Below are 14,162 nucleotides of genomic sequence, written 5' to 3'. Positions count from 1 at the left end.
TCAACGCCTGGCTGCAGAACTTCCGCCGCGTCGTCACCCGCTGGGAGTACAAAGCCCAGAACTACCGAGCATTCGTCCAACTCGCCTGTATCTGCATCATGCTGAGACAATTTTGAGACTGCCTCTACCAACATCGCATCATCGCGAAGTATATGCTTGGGTCTGGACACGGAGAGCATGGAAAAATCACAATTTCCGTTGGGCTGAGCAAAGACTCGACGAGTATTCGAGTGTTTGTCCGTGACTTCGACTCGGTTCGATCAACGGAGTTCACTCGCTCGTTGGATGAGGCGATCGTCGCGGCTCTGACGGCGGCCGTTCCACAGCTCGCAGTACGATCGACGCGCGGGATGGGCCTCGGCCCGTAGCGTCGTCTGGCGTTGCGCGATTACGCGCCCCTGGGGCCGCGTCCCCTCTTGATCAGGCGGTCCCGTCCACCCCGGCAAGCGCGGGGTAGCAGCCGATCGACCGCTGCACCGGCGCCATCGCAATAATCTCGAACTCGGCCAGCTCAGTTCCCAGATCGGCACGCTGGGCGCCGAGGCGGTGTCAGTGCACGGTAAACGGGCTCGAGCGCGTGAACGGCGAGCTGCATCGACGCACGCGCGTCGCGACGCTGTTCCCGAACGAGGACTCTCTCTTGCGCCTGGTCTCGGCGCTCGCGGCCGAGATTAGCGGGGAGTGGGAGACGGCTCGGGCGTATCTCGCGCCGCGCGACGAGTCGCCGGACACGAGCCACACCCGTCCGTCTCACCAGCCCGGAGGCCACCCTCCGAGAGAAAACACTCAAATTCCGCGTAATCCGGACAGGAATTCAGGAAGGCGAAGAATCGGGCGTCCATCGGCTGCTACAGAAAAGAGGTTGCTTGATCGGGCGAAGGCCCCGGGCTCTTCGGTCGTCAGCTCTTTGCGGCGCTGGCCCTCGCTCGCTCGGATCAGCGTCGGGGCGACGATCGAAGCTCCGCACCGTCTCGCGGCGTTCCCGCACTTGCCGGCGGCCACGGCGACGTCGGCTGTCGCGCCTCAGTGGGCGCGGTCGCCGCGGGTCTGGCAGACGGAGTCGTAGAGCCACCAGGCGACCAGGTAGTCGAGGCCGGTGTACTCCGTGTTCGGGCGGCGGTGCGCGTGTAGCCGGTAGGGGCTCGACTTCCACTCGAAGGAGCTCGCGGGCCGCGCGTCGATCGGGACGATCTCGCGGGCCAGCAGCTTCCACTTGCGGCCCGGAAGAAGCCGCACGGGATGGTCGGCGACATCCGCTCGGGGGCCGAGCTTGCGCTTCTCGAGCGGGAACGCCGCGAGCTGAGCGCGCGCGCGATCGAGAGTCCCCGTGTCGCACGCGCCGGGCTCGAGCGAGCAGAACACGAGATCGAAGTAGGCGTTTCCGTCCTCGCGCACGCGCAGCCAGCTGCGGAAGAGCCCGTGACGCAGGTCCGCCGCGGCGGAGTCGTTCGTCTCGAGCGCGAGCGGAAGCAGCACGCGGTACAGATCGAACGCCATCAGGTCGTTCGAGTGACTCGTGATGCCGAGCACGCGCAGGTTCGTGGTGCGCGCGCGCGCGATCACGCGGTAGCGGTCGCGCAGGCGATCGCGCGTCTCGCGCCAGCGCGGCTCGCCGGAATCGAGCGACGCGGCCAGTGACACGATCGCGTAGCTCGTGAGCTGGGCGATCGAGTTGAAGCCGAGGCCCGAGCGCCAGGAGAGATCGCCGAAGCGCGTTCGCTCTCCGTCCGGGTCCGTGAGCTCGAAGTCGTTCTCGACCAGATGCGTCGCGGCGGCGACCGCAAGCTCACGAGCGCGCTCCGGGAACAGCCGCCGGCACAGCCCGACCGCCGGCACGAGCCCGTTGGCGTACTGGTCCATGGAGACGTTCCCGCGCCAGAACCAGCCCGCGTACTCGCCCTGGCCCGCGTGCCACTCGCCCCGGGCCTTGGCGCGCGGGGGCTGGCGCCGAACGGTGCGCGCGAGCAATCCGGGTATTCCCGTGACGCGCATGGACAGCTCGAGCCCGGCGAGCGCGAGATCGGCGTCGGCGAGCGCTTCCGCCTTTGCCTCGCCCTCGCTCGACTCCACGCGCGCGCAGGCGGCGCCGGCGAAGAGGCCCGTGAACGTCGGCCCGTCGGCGTTCTCGGGGTACGCGCCGGTCGCGAGATCGCGCTCGATCGTGTCGAGCTCGACGCGATACAGGAGCAGGCCTTCCGGTGAGAGATGGCGAGCGTGGATCTGCGCGCGGAACTCGGCCGCCTTGGAAGCGAGCGCGTCCGGCTCGCCCGCGTCCGAACGCGCGGCGAACGCGAGCGAGAGGGCGAGTGCGAGGGCGACTGCGCGAGCGCGCATGCGTTGCGTATCGGCGCGCTAGGGCGCGAAGCTCGACGCCACGTCCCGGGCCGATGGCGCTGTCGCGGCGCTTCCGTACTCGCCGCGGTACTCCACCGGGAGCAGGTCGGCGATCAGGTAGCCGAGCACGTCCGCGACCACCGGCCGCTTGCCGCCCGCGCGCTCGAAGAGCTCCCCGGCGTCGACGGCCCGGCCGGCGCGGGCATGGACCTCCGTCGGCATCACCTTCTCCATCTCGGGCCGCATCAGCCTCTCGGTCCCCCAGAGGCCGAGCGGGACGATCTGCGTTCCAGGCGCCTCGAAGTAGCGCGCGGCCGCGGGCAACACGCGCTGCATCGCCGCGGCCCGGCTGCGCGTGCCCTCGACGAAGACCAGCAGCTGCTCGCCCTTCTGGCGCCGCGCCTCGACGGTCGCCAGCGTCTCGAGCGCCAGGCGCGCGACCTCGCGCCGCGGCATCACCGCGTCGCCGGACGCCGTGCTCTGGCTCTGCGGCATCTTGATCGTTCCGAAGCACAGGCTCGCCAGGCGCCGGATCGGCTGCGCGTAGACCTTCGGCCCGGCCAGGACCGTGAGCCCGTCGGCCACATCCGCAAAGCCCGCGCCGACGAGCAGCGCGTCGATCACGTTCGCGTCGATGTAGGACAGGTGATTCGCGATGAAGAAGACCGGCTGTCGGCGCGCGCGCGAAAGCGCGTCGCTCGGCTCGAGGCCGGACCCGCGCAGCAGCACGAGCCGGTGCGCCAGTCGCGAGAGCTTGCGGCAGACCGGGTCCGGCGCGTGGTAGCCCCACGTCTGTCCCGTCGTCGCCAGGCGCTGGCCGGCGGCGGCGATCTCGGCGTCGCTCGCGTCGGAGAGCAGCTCGACGACCTGGCCCTCGAGCGCTTTCCGCTCGCCCACGCCCCAGTCCGACATGATGTCCGCGATCCTGGCGATCAGCTCTGCGCGATCCACCGCCCGAGGATAGACCATGCCCGGCGGATCGCGCGCGGGCCGCGCCTCCGGCTCGCCTCCTGTCGCGCAGCTTGCATCGCTGGCGCAGCCTGACCCGCCGCGAAGCGCCCCGATTTGCGCGTGCGTGGACCCCTCGCGAGCTTCGCGCGAGCATGCAAACCCGAGCATCGGCCGAGAAGCAGTACGCGGAGTTCTACAGCCTCTGGGTGGCGGACTTCCGCAAGGACACCTCGCTCTACCTCGACCTGGCCGCCAAGTACTCGGGCCCCGTGCTCGAGATCGGCTGCGGCACCGGCCGCGTGCTCGCCCGGCTCGGCGAGGCCGGCTACGAGGCGCTCGGCGTCGACGTCTCGAGACCCATGCTCGAGGTCGCGCGCCGCACGCTCCAGCCCTGGCAGGACCGGGTGCGGATCGCGGACTTCGATTTCCGCAGCAACGCGCTCTTCGAGAAGTTCAGCGTCGTGATCGCGTCGCTCTACGCGTTCAACAACCTGATCGACGTCGCCGAGCAGCGCCTGTTCCTGCGCCACGTGGCGCGCTGCATGAAGAGCCCCGCGGTGCTCGCGATCGACTTCTTCTGCCCGCTGCCGATGATCCGCCCCGAGACCAACGGCCGCTGGCGCGAGATCGAGCGCACGGTCGCCGGCCACCAGCTGAAACTCCGCGACAAGCGCGAGATGCTGACGCCCCTGCTCGAGCGCCGCACGCAGCTCTTCAGCGTCGACGGCTCCGAGCCGGTGGAGCAGGTCTCGCACCGGCGCTTCCTGCCCGCCGAGCAAGCCGAGCAGCTCCTGGTCGAGGCCGGCTTCGAGGGCGTGCGCTTCCTGCAGGACTACGACCTGTCGGGCGCGCGCGCGATCGGCGAGGGCGAGCGGCCGCTCGGTCCGTACCAGCTGATCGCGGAGCGCTGAGCGAGAGAGCGCCCGGCGCGCGGGTCGCCTTTGCTCCATCGGGCTCGGCTGCGGTAGCCTCGCGCCGCGATGGGACGAAGCCTGCTCGACAAGGTCTGGGATCTGCACAGCGTGCGCGAGCTGCCCGGCGGGCAGACGCAGCTTCTGATCGGGCTGCACCTGATCCACGAGGTCACCAGCCCCCAGGGCTTCCAGATGCTCGAGGACGCGGGCCTCTCGGTGCTGTGCCCGGAGCGCACCTTCGCCACCGTCGACCACATCGTGCCGACGGAGCTGCGGCGCCGGCCGCTTCGCGACGCTCAGGCCGAGGAGATGCTGCAGGCGATCGAGCAGAACACGAAGCGCCACGGCATCCGCTTCTTCCCGATCGGCTCGGGCGACCAGGGGATCGTGCACGTGATCGGGCCGGAGCTCGGGCTCACGCAGCCGGGCCAGACGATCGCCTGCGGGGACTCGCACACCTCCACCCACGGCGCGTTCGGCGCGATCGCGTTCGGGATCGGCACCAGCCAGGTGCGCGACGTGCTGGCCTCGCAGTGCCTGGCGCTGGCGCGGCCGAAGGTGCGACGCATTCGTGTGTCGGGCCGGCTGGGCTTCGGCGTCTACGCCAAGGACGTGATCCTGCACATCATCCGCCGGCTCGGCGTGAACGGCGGGGTCGGCTACGCGTACGAGTACGCGGGCCCGGTGATCGAGCGCTTCTCGATGGAGGAGCGCATGACGATCTGCAACATGTCGATCGAGGGCGGCGCGCGGGTGGGCTACGTGAATCCAGACGCGACCACCTTCGACTACCTGCGCGGGCGGCGCTTCGCCCCCCAGGGCGACGCGTTCGAGCGCGCGATCGGCTGGTGGCGCGGCATCGCCAGCGATGCGGACGCGCGCTTCGACGACGAGGTCGGAATCGACGGGGGAGAGATCTCTCCGACCGTCACCTGGGGCACGAATCCCGGTCAGGCGATCGGCGTGGCCGAGAATCTGCCGCGGCTCGAGGATCTTCCCGACGCCGATCGCTCCGCCGCGGAAGAGGCGTACCAGTTCATGGGGCTCGTCCCGGGGCGGCCGCTCGCGGGCACGCCGATCCAGGTCGCTTTCGTCGGCTCGTGCACGAACGGGCGGATCAGCGACCTGCGCGAGGCGGCGCGCGTGGCGCGTGGCGGAAAGGTGGCGCCGGGCGTGCGCGCGCTGGTGGTTCCCGGCTCCGAGGCCGTGCGCGTCGAGGCGGAGCGCGAGGGCCTGCACGAGATCTTCATGAGCGCCGGCTTCCAGTGGCGCGAGGCGGGCTGCTCGATGTGTCTGGCGATGAACCCCGACAAGCTCGTCGGACGCGAGCTCTGCGCGTCGAGTTCCAACCGCAACTTCAAGGGCCGTCAGGGCAGCCCGACCGGCCGCACGCTCTTGATGAGCCCGGCCATGGTCGCAGCCTCCGCGCTCGCCGGACGCGTGACCGACGTGCGAGAGGTGATGCGATGAGCAAGTCCGGAGCGGCGCGCGTCGTCGGGCACCGCGGCCGCGGCGTGGTCGTGCGCGGAAACGACGTCGACACCGACCAGATCATCCCCGCGCGCTACATGACGTCGATCCGCTTCGCGGGGCTCGAGGAGTTCGTCTTCCGCGACGTGCGCGTGAACGCCGCCGGCGAGCCGAAGGGGCATCCCTTCGACGACCGGCGCTTCCGCGGCGCGTCGATCCTGATCGTGAACAAGAACTTCGGCTGCGGCAGCTCGCGCGAGCACGCGCCGCAGGCGCTGCAGCGCTGGGGAATCCAGGCGCTGATCGGCGAGTCGTTCGCGGAGATCTTCTTCGGCAACTGCGTCGCGCTCGGCATCGTCGCCGTCACCGCCGCGCCCGAGGACGTGGCGAAGCTGATGGACGCGGTCGAGCTCGATCCCGCGCAGGACGTGCAGATCGACCTCGAGAAGCTCGTCGCGACCTGGCGCGGCGGCAGCGCGCCGGTTCGCATGCCCGACGGCGCGCGCAAGCAGCTTCTCGACGGCAGCTGGGACGCGATGGGCACGCTGCTCGAAGCGCGCGAGCAGATCCTCGCCAAGGTCGCCGCGCTCCCGTACGCGCGCGGCTTCTAGAGCAAGAGCCGAACGCCGCGGCCCGCGCGCCAGGCGCTGTGGAACAGGTCGACCAGGCGCAGCAGCGAGCGCTCGAACTCGCGCCGATCGAAGCGAAGCCGGTACTCGACCGGCGCCTCGCCCTCGCTCCGGCCGACGCAGAGCTCGAGCGCGCCGTAGTCGCGCGAGCCGTTCCAGAGCTCGTTCTCGAGCGCGTAGAAGATCCCGATCGCGCGCTCCAGCGCCGAGGGAAAGAGCAGCGCCTCGCGCCCGGGCCCGATCGGGCCGATCTCGAGCGGAAGCTGATTCAGTCGCGACACCGCGCCGAGACACTCGAGCGCGTGACATGCGTTGGGCGGGATCTCGACGCGGGCGAGTCGCGCCTGGGCGTCGTCGTCGAGCATGAGATCGACGATTCCCGCCTCGCCGCTGCGGAAGCCTGGCTGAAGCGACAGCGGTCGTTTCGGGTCGTAGTAGACGATCGTCACCGGCCGGACTCTACACGTGATTGCGAAGCATCAGCTCTTTCGGGTGGGGGTCGAGATAGATCTGGTCGCGCAGGTAGGCGACGTCGAGACGGCGCACGTGGTGGCGAAGCAGCGCGAGCGGCACGACCAGCGGCACGAGCTCGCGACGGTAATCCTCGACCAGCGCCGCGAGCTCGGCGCGATCGGCCGCGTCGAGGCCTTCGCGCAGGTACCCGACCATGTGTTGCAGCACGTTCGTGTGCCGGCGCGAGGTCGCGATCCGCGCGAGCGCGCCCATGAAGCCCTGCTCGTAGCGCTCGCGCAGCTCCGCGCGCTCGAGCCGCTTCGCCTCGGCGACCAGACGGCCGAGCCGGCGGTACTCGACCTCGGAGTGCGCGAGCAGCAGGAGCTTGTGCGCGGTGTGGAATGCGACCAGCTCGCCCACGGTCCAGCGCGCGCGGAACAGCGCGCGAAGCCGCCGGTAGGCGAAGATCCGCTCGATGAAGTTCTCGCGCAGCCCGGCGTCCGCGAGCCGTCCCTCCTCTTCGACGGGGAGCGTGCCGAAGCGCGCGATCAGCGCCGACGCGAACAGGCCGCGACCGTTTCGCGTCGCCTGGCCGCTCTCGTGCCAGACCTTCACGCGGTCCATGCCACAGCTCGGCGAGTCCTTCTTGAGCACGTAGCCGCAGAGCTCGAACGCATCGAGCGCGTGGACGCGGCGCGCCGAGTGCGTCGCCATGCTGCGCGTGTGGTCGGCGCCGGTTCGCGGCTCGACCAGGCGCAGCTCGTCGCCGCTCTGCACCAGCCGGATCGACGGCCGCGGAATGCTCATGCCGACCTCGACCTCGGGGCAGATCGGCACCCACTCGACGTAGCTGCCGAGCACGTCGGTGAGGAAGCGGTCTCGCTTGTGGCCGCCGTCGTGGCGTACCTCGCGCCCGAGCAGGCAGGCGGAGACCCCGAGCTGCAGCGGCGTGTCGTCGGCGAGCCAGCGATCGGTCACTGCACCGCTCCGGCCGCGCGCGCCTCGCGGAAGCGCGACAGCGCCCGCTCGCGTGCGAAGGCGTGGTCGACGATCGGCGGCGGATAGTCGGGCGCGCGCTCCGGGCCGAGCCACGGGCGATGCGCGCTCGCGCCCGCCAGCCTTCGCAGCTCGGGGACCCAGCGCCGCACGTACTCGCCGTCGGGATCGAAGCGCTCGCCCTGCGCGACGGGATTGAAGATCCGGAAGTACGGCTGGGCGTCGGTGCCCGTCGACGCCGCCCACTGCCAGCCGCCGTTGTTGCTCGCCGGGTCGCCGTCCACGAGTCGCTGCATGAACCACCTCTCGCCCTGTCGCCAGTCGATCAGCAGATCCTTGCAGAGGAAGCTGGCGGCGACCATTCGCGCGCGGTTGTGCATCCAGCCGCTCGAAGCCAGCTCGCGCATCGCCGCGTCGACGAACGGATAGCCGGTGCGGCCCTCGCGCCAGGCGCGCAGGCCGTTCGCGTCCGGCTCCCAGCGCACGGCCGACAGCTCCTTCCGGAACGCGCCCCGAAGCACGCGCGGGTTCTCGGCCAGGATCGCGTGGTAGAACTCGCGCCAGACCAGCTCGTCGGCCCACTTCGAGACTCCGGGCGAACGCCGCGGGTCGGAGCGCGCGGCCTCGAGCGCGCGCGCCAGACACGTCCGAACCGAGATCGTGCCGAAGCGCAGGTGTGGCGAGAGCCGCGACGTTCCGTCTTCGGCCGGAAGATCGCGACGCCAGGCGTAGTCCGCGATCGAGCGCTCGAGGAAGCCGTCGAGCCGGCGCTCGGCGGCGGCGCTTCCGCCCGTCGGAATCTCGGCCGCATCGCTCGTCAGATCTAGCGCCGGCTCGGAGCCGACGGCCAGAGCGCTCGGCGGCGCTGGAAGTCCCGGCGCCGGCGCGGGCCGCGCCGGCGCGTCGCGATGGCGCTTCCACCAGGCGCGGCGGTACGGGCTGTACACCGAGAAGGGTCGGCCCGCGAGCGTGCGGACCTCCTCGGCCTCGAACACGACGCGATCCTTGTGAGTCTCGACGCGAACACCGAGCTGCGACAGCTCCCGCTCGACCGCCGCGTCCCGCCGGGTCGCGAACGGGCCGTAGTCGCGATTCCAGACCACGAGCTCCGCCCTGCACTCGCGCGCCACTCGCGGAATCTCGAGCTCCGGAATTCCGGCGCGCAGGAGCAGACGCGAGCCGCGCGCCTCGAGGTCGCGCGCGAGCCGACGCACGCAGTCGACCATGAATCGAACGCGCGGCGCGCCCGCGTTCGCGACCAGACGCGGGTCGAAGACGAAGACGCAGGCGAGCTCGTCTGCGCGCTCCGCCGCCGCTCGCAGCGCCGTGTTGTCGCGCACGCGCAGATCGCTGCGAAACCAGTGCAGGGCGCACAGGCTAGTCATGGCGACACGGCCTCGTGTGGGCGATCCTCGGGCGACGATGGACACCCCCGCAGGCGAGTTCGCGGTCAAGGTCCTGTACGACGGTGAATGTCCGCTCTGCGCGCGCGAGATCGCGTTCCTGCGCCGTCGCGATCGCCGCGGCCGGATCGACTTCGAGGACATCGCCGCGCCCGGGTTCGATCCGGCGCGCTACGGGCTCGATCACGAGGCGGTCATGAGCCGGATCCACGGCGTGCTTCCCGGCGGCACCGTCATCGAAGGCGTCGAGGTCTTCCGACGCCTTTACGCGTCGGTCGGACTCGGCTGGCTGGTGGCGCCCACGCGCTGGCCGATCCTGAGCGGACTGTTCGAGCGGGCGTACCGCGTCTTCGCGCGCAATCGCCTGCGCTGGACCGGCCGCGCCGACGCCGCCTGCACCAGCGACCGCTGCGAGCGAACTCACGCCTGACTCACGCGGGAAGCGCGCCCAGGATCGGTGTCGACCGGCTCTCGCGCTTGTCGAGCACGATCTGGGCAGAGGCGATCCTCCGCTCGCTGAAGCCGGCCTCGCAGTACGCGAAGTAGAGCTCGAAGCTGCGCAAGAGCTCTTCGGGATGGCCGAGCTCGCGGATCGCATCGAGGCTCGCCACGAAGCGCTCGCGCCAGCAGCGCAGCGTCCGCGTGTAATGCGGAGTCAGATCCTCGACGTGCACGATGCGCAGATCGCTCGCGCGCGCGCTCGAGCTCGTGATGGCGCCGAGCGACGGCAGACAACCGCCCGGGAAGACGTGCCACTTGATGAAATCGACCGTGTCGCGCGCGGATTCGTACGAGTTCTCGTCGATCAGGATCGCCTGCAGCGCCATCCGTCCGTCCCTTGCCAGTCGCTCGGCGCAGGCGCGGAAGTATGCGTCGAAGTAGCGGTGCCCGACGGCCTCGATCATCTCGATCGACACCAGCTTGTCGTACTGGCCGCGAAGCTCGCGGTAGTCCTCCAGCAGAACCGTGACGCGATCCTGCAAGCCCGCATTGCCGATCCGCTGGCTCGCGAACTCGTGCTGCGCGCGTGAAAGCGTCGTCGTGGTCACGCGGCAGCCGCGGCTTCGCGCGGCGTGAAGCGCGAAGCCGCCCCAGCCGGTTCCGATCTCGAGCACGTGATCCTGGGGCCCGAGCTCGAGCTTGCGGCAGATGCGCTCGTACTTGGCGATCGACGCCTGCTCGAGGGTCGCGTCGTCGCTCTCGAAGATCCCCGCCGAATAGGTGAGCGTGGGGTCGAGGAACCGCGCGAAGAACTCGTTTCCCAGGTCGTAGTGGGCGTGGATGTTCCGGCGGCTTCCGCGCTTCGAGTTTGCGCGCAGCGCGTGTCCGAGCCGCCGCCAGATCTCGCCGATCCGGCCGAGCCCCGCATCGAAGCCGCCGAGCACGTGCGCGTCGCGGAGCAGCAGGCGCAGCAGTCCGACCAGATCGTCCGACTCGAAGTCGCCGCGCAGGAACGCCTCGCAACCGCCCATGCTTCCGCCGAGCACCAGGCTCCGCCAAAGCCGCTCGGCTCGCACGCGGAGCAGGATCGGCGCCGGCGCTGCGTCCGAGGGCTTTCCGAAGTCGAACGATCCGCGCGAATCCTCGACCCGCAGGGCGCCGCTCTCGAGTCGTGAGAGGGCGGCGAACGCCAGGCTGCGACACGGCGACTGAATCATGCGGCCTCCTCCGCTCCCGGGGCTCTGTGCCGCGGGTGCGCGTGGAAACGGACACGACGAAGCGCGAGGCGAAGCGCCTGCCAGTGTATCGCGGCGAGCATGCGTGCGGGCGCGAGCGTCCGGTCTCCTTCAGAGGTCGTGCGCGCTTCGCGGCGGCCCCGGCAGGAAGGCGTTGGTGCGCGCCACGTAGTCCGCGTAGCCCGGTCGCCGCTTCACCAGCGATCGCTCGAGCAGCGTCACGCCGGAGACGCGGCGCAGCAGAACCGTCATCACGATCGGGCCGACGATGGAGTAGATCCCGCCGGGAGCTCCGAGCGCGATCACGAACAGCCCCCACCAGACCACGCAGTCGCCGAAATAGTTGGGATGGCGCGTGTAGCGCCACAGGCCGCGATCCATCACGCGGCCGGCATTCGCAGGATCCGCCTTAAAGCGCGCGAGCTGCGCGTCGCCCACGCTCTCGAAGAACATCCCGACCAGCCACAGGCCCGCGCCGAGCGCGTCGAAGACGCCGAGCGCTTCCGGCGTCGGCGACGCTGGCGAGCCCTTCGAGGCCGCTGTGCGCGACGAGCAGCACGTCGGCGTCGGCGGCCGCGTCGAGCAACGCGAGCGGCCCGGCGCTGCGCGGAGGGAGCACGGCGACCAGCTTGCGCGCGCGCGAGCAGCTCCGGTCGATCCGAATCCGCGAGCAGCGCGAGCGCGCGCACTCGTCTGGCGGGAGTGAAGCGCGTGCCTTCGGGGTAGATCAGCACGCCCTCGTCGCTGCCCAGGTCGCGTCCCAGCGCGCGGATCGCGTCGATCTCCGCAGCGCTCTCGCCGCGACCGCGTCGGATGAACGCGTTCGGCAGGCGCTGCCCCACGACGTCCAGGCACGGATCCCAGAGCAGCTCGCGCTTCAGCACGTAGCGGAGTCGCAGCCCGCGCCCGCCGAGAAGCACCGCGGGGAGCAGCGTGTCCGCCAGGCTGGCGTGCCGCATCATCACGATCACGGGACCCGGCGTCGCCGCGTCGGCGCCCTCGACTTCGAGCGTGAGCCGGAAACAGCGCGAGGCCGCGCGGAACAGGCTCTCGGCCCACCAGCGCTGAAGTCGCTCGTGCGCGGAGCGGCTCCGCTCGGCGCGAAGGCGCGGAAACGCGAGCCCGGCGAGCCACAATCCCCCCGCGCAGAGCAGCCCGATCAGCTCGTAGCCCAGGAAGAACAGCCCGAAGAGCGCCAGTCTGAAGAGCGACCTGTGGCCGCCCGCGATGCGGTCGGCAGCCCAGAGCAGCGGCAGGACGAGCGGCGCGAGCAGGAGCAGGAGCCCGAACGCCAGCGTGTAGGCGCCGATCGACGCTCCGCGGCGCAGCCAGCGCGCGCGCACGGTCTCGAGCGGAGGTGCGCCGCTCGCGCGCGTCGCTCGCGGCCGATCCGCCGCAGGAAGCGGGAGGCACGGCTCTTGGGCCATGTCGAATGTCTAGATTTTTCCTAGACACGTTTCAAGGGCGATCCCCGCGCCCGCGGGCGCCGAGCAGGACCAGGCGCGTCTCCAGCGCGGCCAGGTCGCCGACCGTGACGGTGCCGGCGGGCGTCGTGGGGAGCCGCTCGGCCGTTGCTCCCCCGAGCCAGAGCTCCGTCGTGCGCGGCAGCTTCCGGCGCAGCCAGCGCACCTCGCGCAGCGCGCTCGGCGGGTCGAGCGCGACGATGCCGAGCCCGACCGCCTGCGCGCGCGCGCGCGCGGCCGTGGCGGCGATCTCCTCGGCCGGAAGATCGCAGCCGAGATAGACCACTCGGACGCCGTGCTCCTGCGCGCAGAGAGCCACCATCAGGATGCCGAGCTCGTGCTGCTCCCCGGCGGGTGTCGCAAGGACCAGGCCACCGCCACCGCTGCCGCCGGCACGCTGGGCGCGCCCGAGCACGCCGCGAAGGGCCGCGCTCGCCACGTGCTCGTCGCTCGTGCACAGATCGCCGGCCTCCCAGCGCGAGCCGATCTCGCGCAGGAACGGCAGCGCGACGGTCTCCAGAAACGGCCGCACACCGAGCGCGGAGAGCTGAAGTCCGAGCTGCCGTTCGACGGCGGCGACGTCGAGGCGCTCGAGCGCGGCGAAGAGCTCCTCCAGTCGCGCTTGCTCCGCCGCGGCGGGCCGCGCCGTTCGCGCCGCGAGGTCGCGGTTGGAAAGCGCAGCCAGCTCGCCGATCCGGTGCCCGGCCGCTACGGCGGCCGCGAGCAGCCGCAGCCGCGTCACGTCCTCGGCGCTGTAGCGCCGGGTGCCACCCTTGCTGCGCGCGGGAGCGATCGCGCCGTGTCGGCGCTCCCAGGCGCGGAGCACGTGTTCGCTCAGCCCGGTGAGCCGGACCACCGCACCCACGGAAAGCTCCGCGCTCGCGTTGCGATGGCTCATCGTTCCCCCTGCGCGCGCACGGGCATCTGCATCCGCCCGCGGAAATCCCAGCTCGAGACGCGCGCCGGAGCGATCCGGATCGCCACCTCGTCGACGCGACGCGAGAGCAGCCAGTCGGCGAACTCGGACGAGTCTCCGCCCAGATAGCGCAGCGCCAGCCGGTGCAGCACGCGCTTCCCTTCCGAGGGCCGCAGCTCCGCGGTGCCCCGACCCCGCACGCCGAAGTACGGCGGCGCGTTCGGCGCGACCTCGAACGCGCAGCGAGGCTCGCGTTCGAGCCACTCGGCCACGCGCGAGCGCGCGGGCGTGGCGCACCAGAGCGCTCCGCCTTCGTACTCGAACCAGAGCGAGACGACCGCGGGCCATCCCGAGGTGTCCAGGCAGCCGAGCCGAACCGGCACCACGCTCGCCCGCAGGTGCGCCTCGATCGTCTCGAGGTCCCATGGCCCCGTCGTGGTCATTGCGCCTCCGGCGGCTCAACGCCGCTCTCGTCCGGATCATAGCTAGATCTTATCTAGACATGCGAGCCGAGCGGGCCGCTCGGCTCGTCCCGCCGGGCCGAAGCGGTACACTCCGGCCACGCAAGCCAGAGGAGCCGGATCAGCCATGAGCGAAGCGCGACGTGTGGTCGGGGAGCTTTCGGTCGACGCGAACAATCTCTACCGCGAGGAGAGCTACACCGACCTGAAGGTCGCCTCGCTGAAGCGCCTGGTGCCGGTCACGGTGGCGGGCGAGCCCGATCCGTCGCGCCAGCCGCGCTGGATCGCCCAGACCCAGCTCATGTCGCAGGTCGGCCCGGTGCCGGTCTCGTGTCTGATCGAGGCCACGACCCTGCAAGAGGCAATCGCGAAGTTTCCCGAGGCCGTGGGCCGCGCGGTCGAGGAGATGATCGAGGAGGCGCGCGAGATGCAGCGCTCCGAGGCGTCCCGAATCGTCGTGCCCGACGCGGCCTCGATGCGAAAGATCATCAGCTGA

16 protein-coding genes are annotated in these 14,162 nt (G+C 70.9%); 6 read left to right on the top strand and 10 right to left on the bottom strand.

All coding sequences use genetic code 11. The annotated features are described in order from the left end of the window. The first annotated feature begins 463 nt into the window (after positions 1–463). Positions 464–1,066 carry a hypothetical protein gene (locus FJ108_11270; GenBank protein ID MBM4336474.1) on the top strand — a complete coding sequence of 201 codons (603 nt, stop codon included), beginning with the start codon at positions 464–466 and terminating at the stop codon, positions 1,064–1,066. Here the strand turns inward: FJ108_11270 and FJ108_11265 are convergent. Both FJ108_11265 and FJ108_11260 read right to left on the bottom strand, forming a co-directional pair. Then, positions 1,024–2,334 (bottom strand): hypothetical protein, encoded by a 1,311-nt coding sequence (locus FJ108_11265; protein MBM4336473.1) that lies wholly within the window; start codon positions 2,332–2,334, stop codon positions 1,024–1,026. The genes FJ108_11270 and FJ108_11265 overlap by 43 nt on opposite strands. 18 nt (positions 2,335–2,352) lie before the next feature. Continuing rightward, positions 2,353–3,453, bottom strand: a complete 1,101-nt coding sequence (locus FJ108_11260; GenBank protein MBM4336472.1) for a hypothetical protein — start codon at positions 3,451–3,453, stop codon at positions 2,353–2,355. Between FJ108_11260 and FJ108_11255 the strand changes: the two genes are divergently transcribed. From FJ108_11255 to FJ108_11245, 3 genes are all read left to right on the top strand, one after another. Continuing rightward, positions 3,438–4,196, top strand: a complete 759-nt coding sequence (locus tag FJ108_11255; protein ID MBM4336471.1) for a class I SAM-dependent methyltransferase — start codon at positions 3,438–3,440, stop codon at positions 4,194–4,196. The two genes, FJ108_11260 and FJ108_11255, sit on opposite strands and share 16 nt — an antisense overlap. 69 nt (positions 4,197–4,265) lie before the next feature. Beyond that, on the top strand, positions 4,266–5,669 hold the full coding sequence (gene leuC / locus FJ108_11250; GenBank protein MBM4336470.1) for a 3-isopropylmalate dehydratase large subunit: 1,404 nt from the start codon (positions 4,266–4,268) through the stop codon (positions 5,667–5,669). Next, on the top strand, positions 5,666–6,280 hold the full coding sequence (locus FJ108_11245; protein MBM4336469.1) for a 3-isopropylmalate dehydratase small subunit: 615 nt from the start codon (positions 5,666–5,668) through the stop codon (positions 6,278–6,280). The genes leuC and FJ108_11245 overlap by 4 nt, the downstream gene beginning before the upstream one ends. On the opposite strand, the gene FJ108_11240 is transcribed toward FJ108_11245, so the two are convergent. From FJ108_11240 to FJ108_11230, 3 genes are read right to left on the bottom strand one after another with little or no spacing between them, the layout of a single operon-like run. Continuing rightward, positions 6,277–6,747, bottom strand: coding sequence for a hypothetical protein (locus FJ108_11240; protein ID MBM4336468.1), 471 nt, complete (start codon positions 6,745–6,747; stop codon positions 6,277–6,279). The genes FJ108_11245 and FJ108_11240 overlap by 4 nt on opposite strands. A 10-nt stretch (positions 6,748–6,757) precedes the next feature. Then, positions 6,758–7,729 carry a DUF523 and DUF1722 domain-containing protein gene (locus FJ108_11235; GenBank protein ID MBM4336467.1) on the bottom strand — a complete coding sequence of 324 codons (972 nt, stop codon included), beginning with the start codon at positions 7,727–7,729 and terminating at the stop codon, positions 6,758–6,760. Continuing rightward, positions 7,726–9,132: a deoxyribodipyrimidine photo-lyase gene (locus tag FJ108_11230; GenBank protein ID MBM4336466.1), complete on the bottom strand. Its 1,407-nt coding sequence runs from the start codon at positions 9,130–9,132 to the stop codon at positions 7,726–7,728. Before FJ108_11230 ends, FJ108_11235 begins: the two co-directional genes overlap by 4 nt. A gap of 37 nt (positions 9,133–9,169) precedes the next feature. Between FJ108_11230 and FJ108_11225 the strand changes: the two genes are divergently transcribed. Continuing rightward, positions 9,170–9,580, top strand: coding sequence for a DUF393 domain-containing protein (locus tag FJ108_11225; protein MBM4336465.1), 411 nt, complete (start codon positions 9,170–9,172; stop codon positions 9,578–9,580). Position 9,581: 1 nt separating this feature from the next. Here FJ108_11225 and FJ108_11220 read toward each other — a convergent pair whose 3' ends face one another. From FJ108_11220 to FJ108_11200, 5 genes are all read right to left on the bottom strand, one after another. Beyond that, positions 9,582–10,808: a class I SAM-dependent methyltransferase gene (locus tag FJ108_11220; protein ID MBM4336464.1), complete on the bottom strand. Its 1,227-nt coding sequence runs from the start codon at positions 10,806–10,808 to the stop codon at positions 9,582–9,584. A gap of 129 nt (positions 10,809–10,937) precedes the next feature. Continuing rightward, positions 10,938–11,294, bottom strand: coding sequence for a DUF1295 domain-containing protein (locus FJ108_11215; GenBank protein ID MBM4336463.1), 357 nt, complete (start codon positions 11,292–11,294; stop codon positions 10,938–10,940). After that, a complete protein-coding gene (locus FJ108_11210; protein ID MBM4336462.1) occupies positions 11,207–12,253 on the bottom strand; it encodes a hypothetical protein in 1,047 nt (348 codons plus the stop codon). The genes FJ108_11215 and FJ108_11210 overlap by 88 nt, the downstream gene beginning before the upstream one ends. Before the next feature lie 31 nt (positions 12,254–12,284). Continuing rightward, positions 12,285–13,187, bottom strand: coding sequence for a MerR family transcriptional regulator (locus tag FJ108_11205; GenBank protein ID MBM4336461.1), 903 nt, complete (start codon positions 13,185–13,187; stop codon positions 12,285–12,287). Further along, entirely contained in the window at positions 13,184–13,648 is a 465-nt protein-coding gene (locus FJ108_11200) for a pyridoxamine 5'-phosphate oxidase family protein (GenBank protein ID MBM4336460.1), read from the bottom strand. Before FJ108_11200 ends, FJ108_11205 begins: the two co-directional genes overlap by 4 nt. A 145-nt stretch (positions 13,649–13,793) precedes the next feature. Between FJ108_11200 and FJ108_11195 the strand changes: the two genes are divergently transcribed. Further along, positions 13,794–14,162 (top strand): cytoplasmic protein, encoded by a 369-nt coding sequence (locus FJ108_11195; GenBank protein ID MBM4336459.1) that lies wholly within the window; start codon positions 13,794–13,796, stop codon positions 14,160–14,162.

The sequence above is a fragment of the Deltaproteobacteria bacterium genome (assembly GCA_016875225.1).
Classification (GTDB): domain Bacteria; phylum Myxococcota_A; class UBA9160; order SZUA-336; family SZUA-336; genus VGRW01.
Note: the sequence above shows the minus strand (reverse complement) of the source record. Positions and strands in the feature narration are given on the sequence as shown.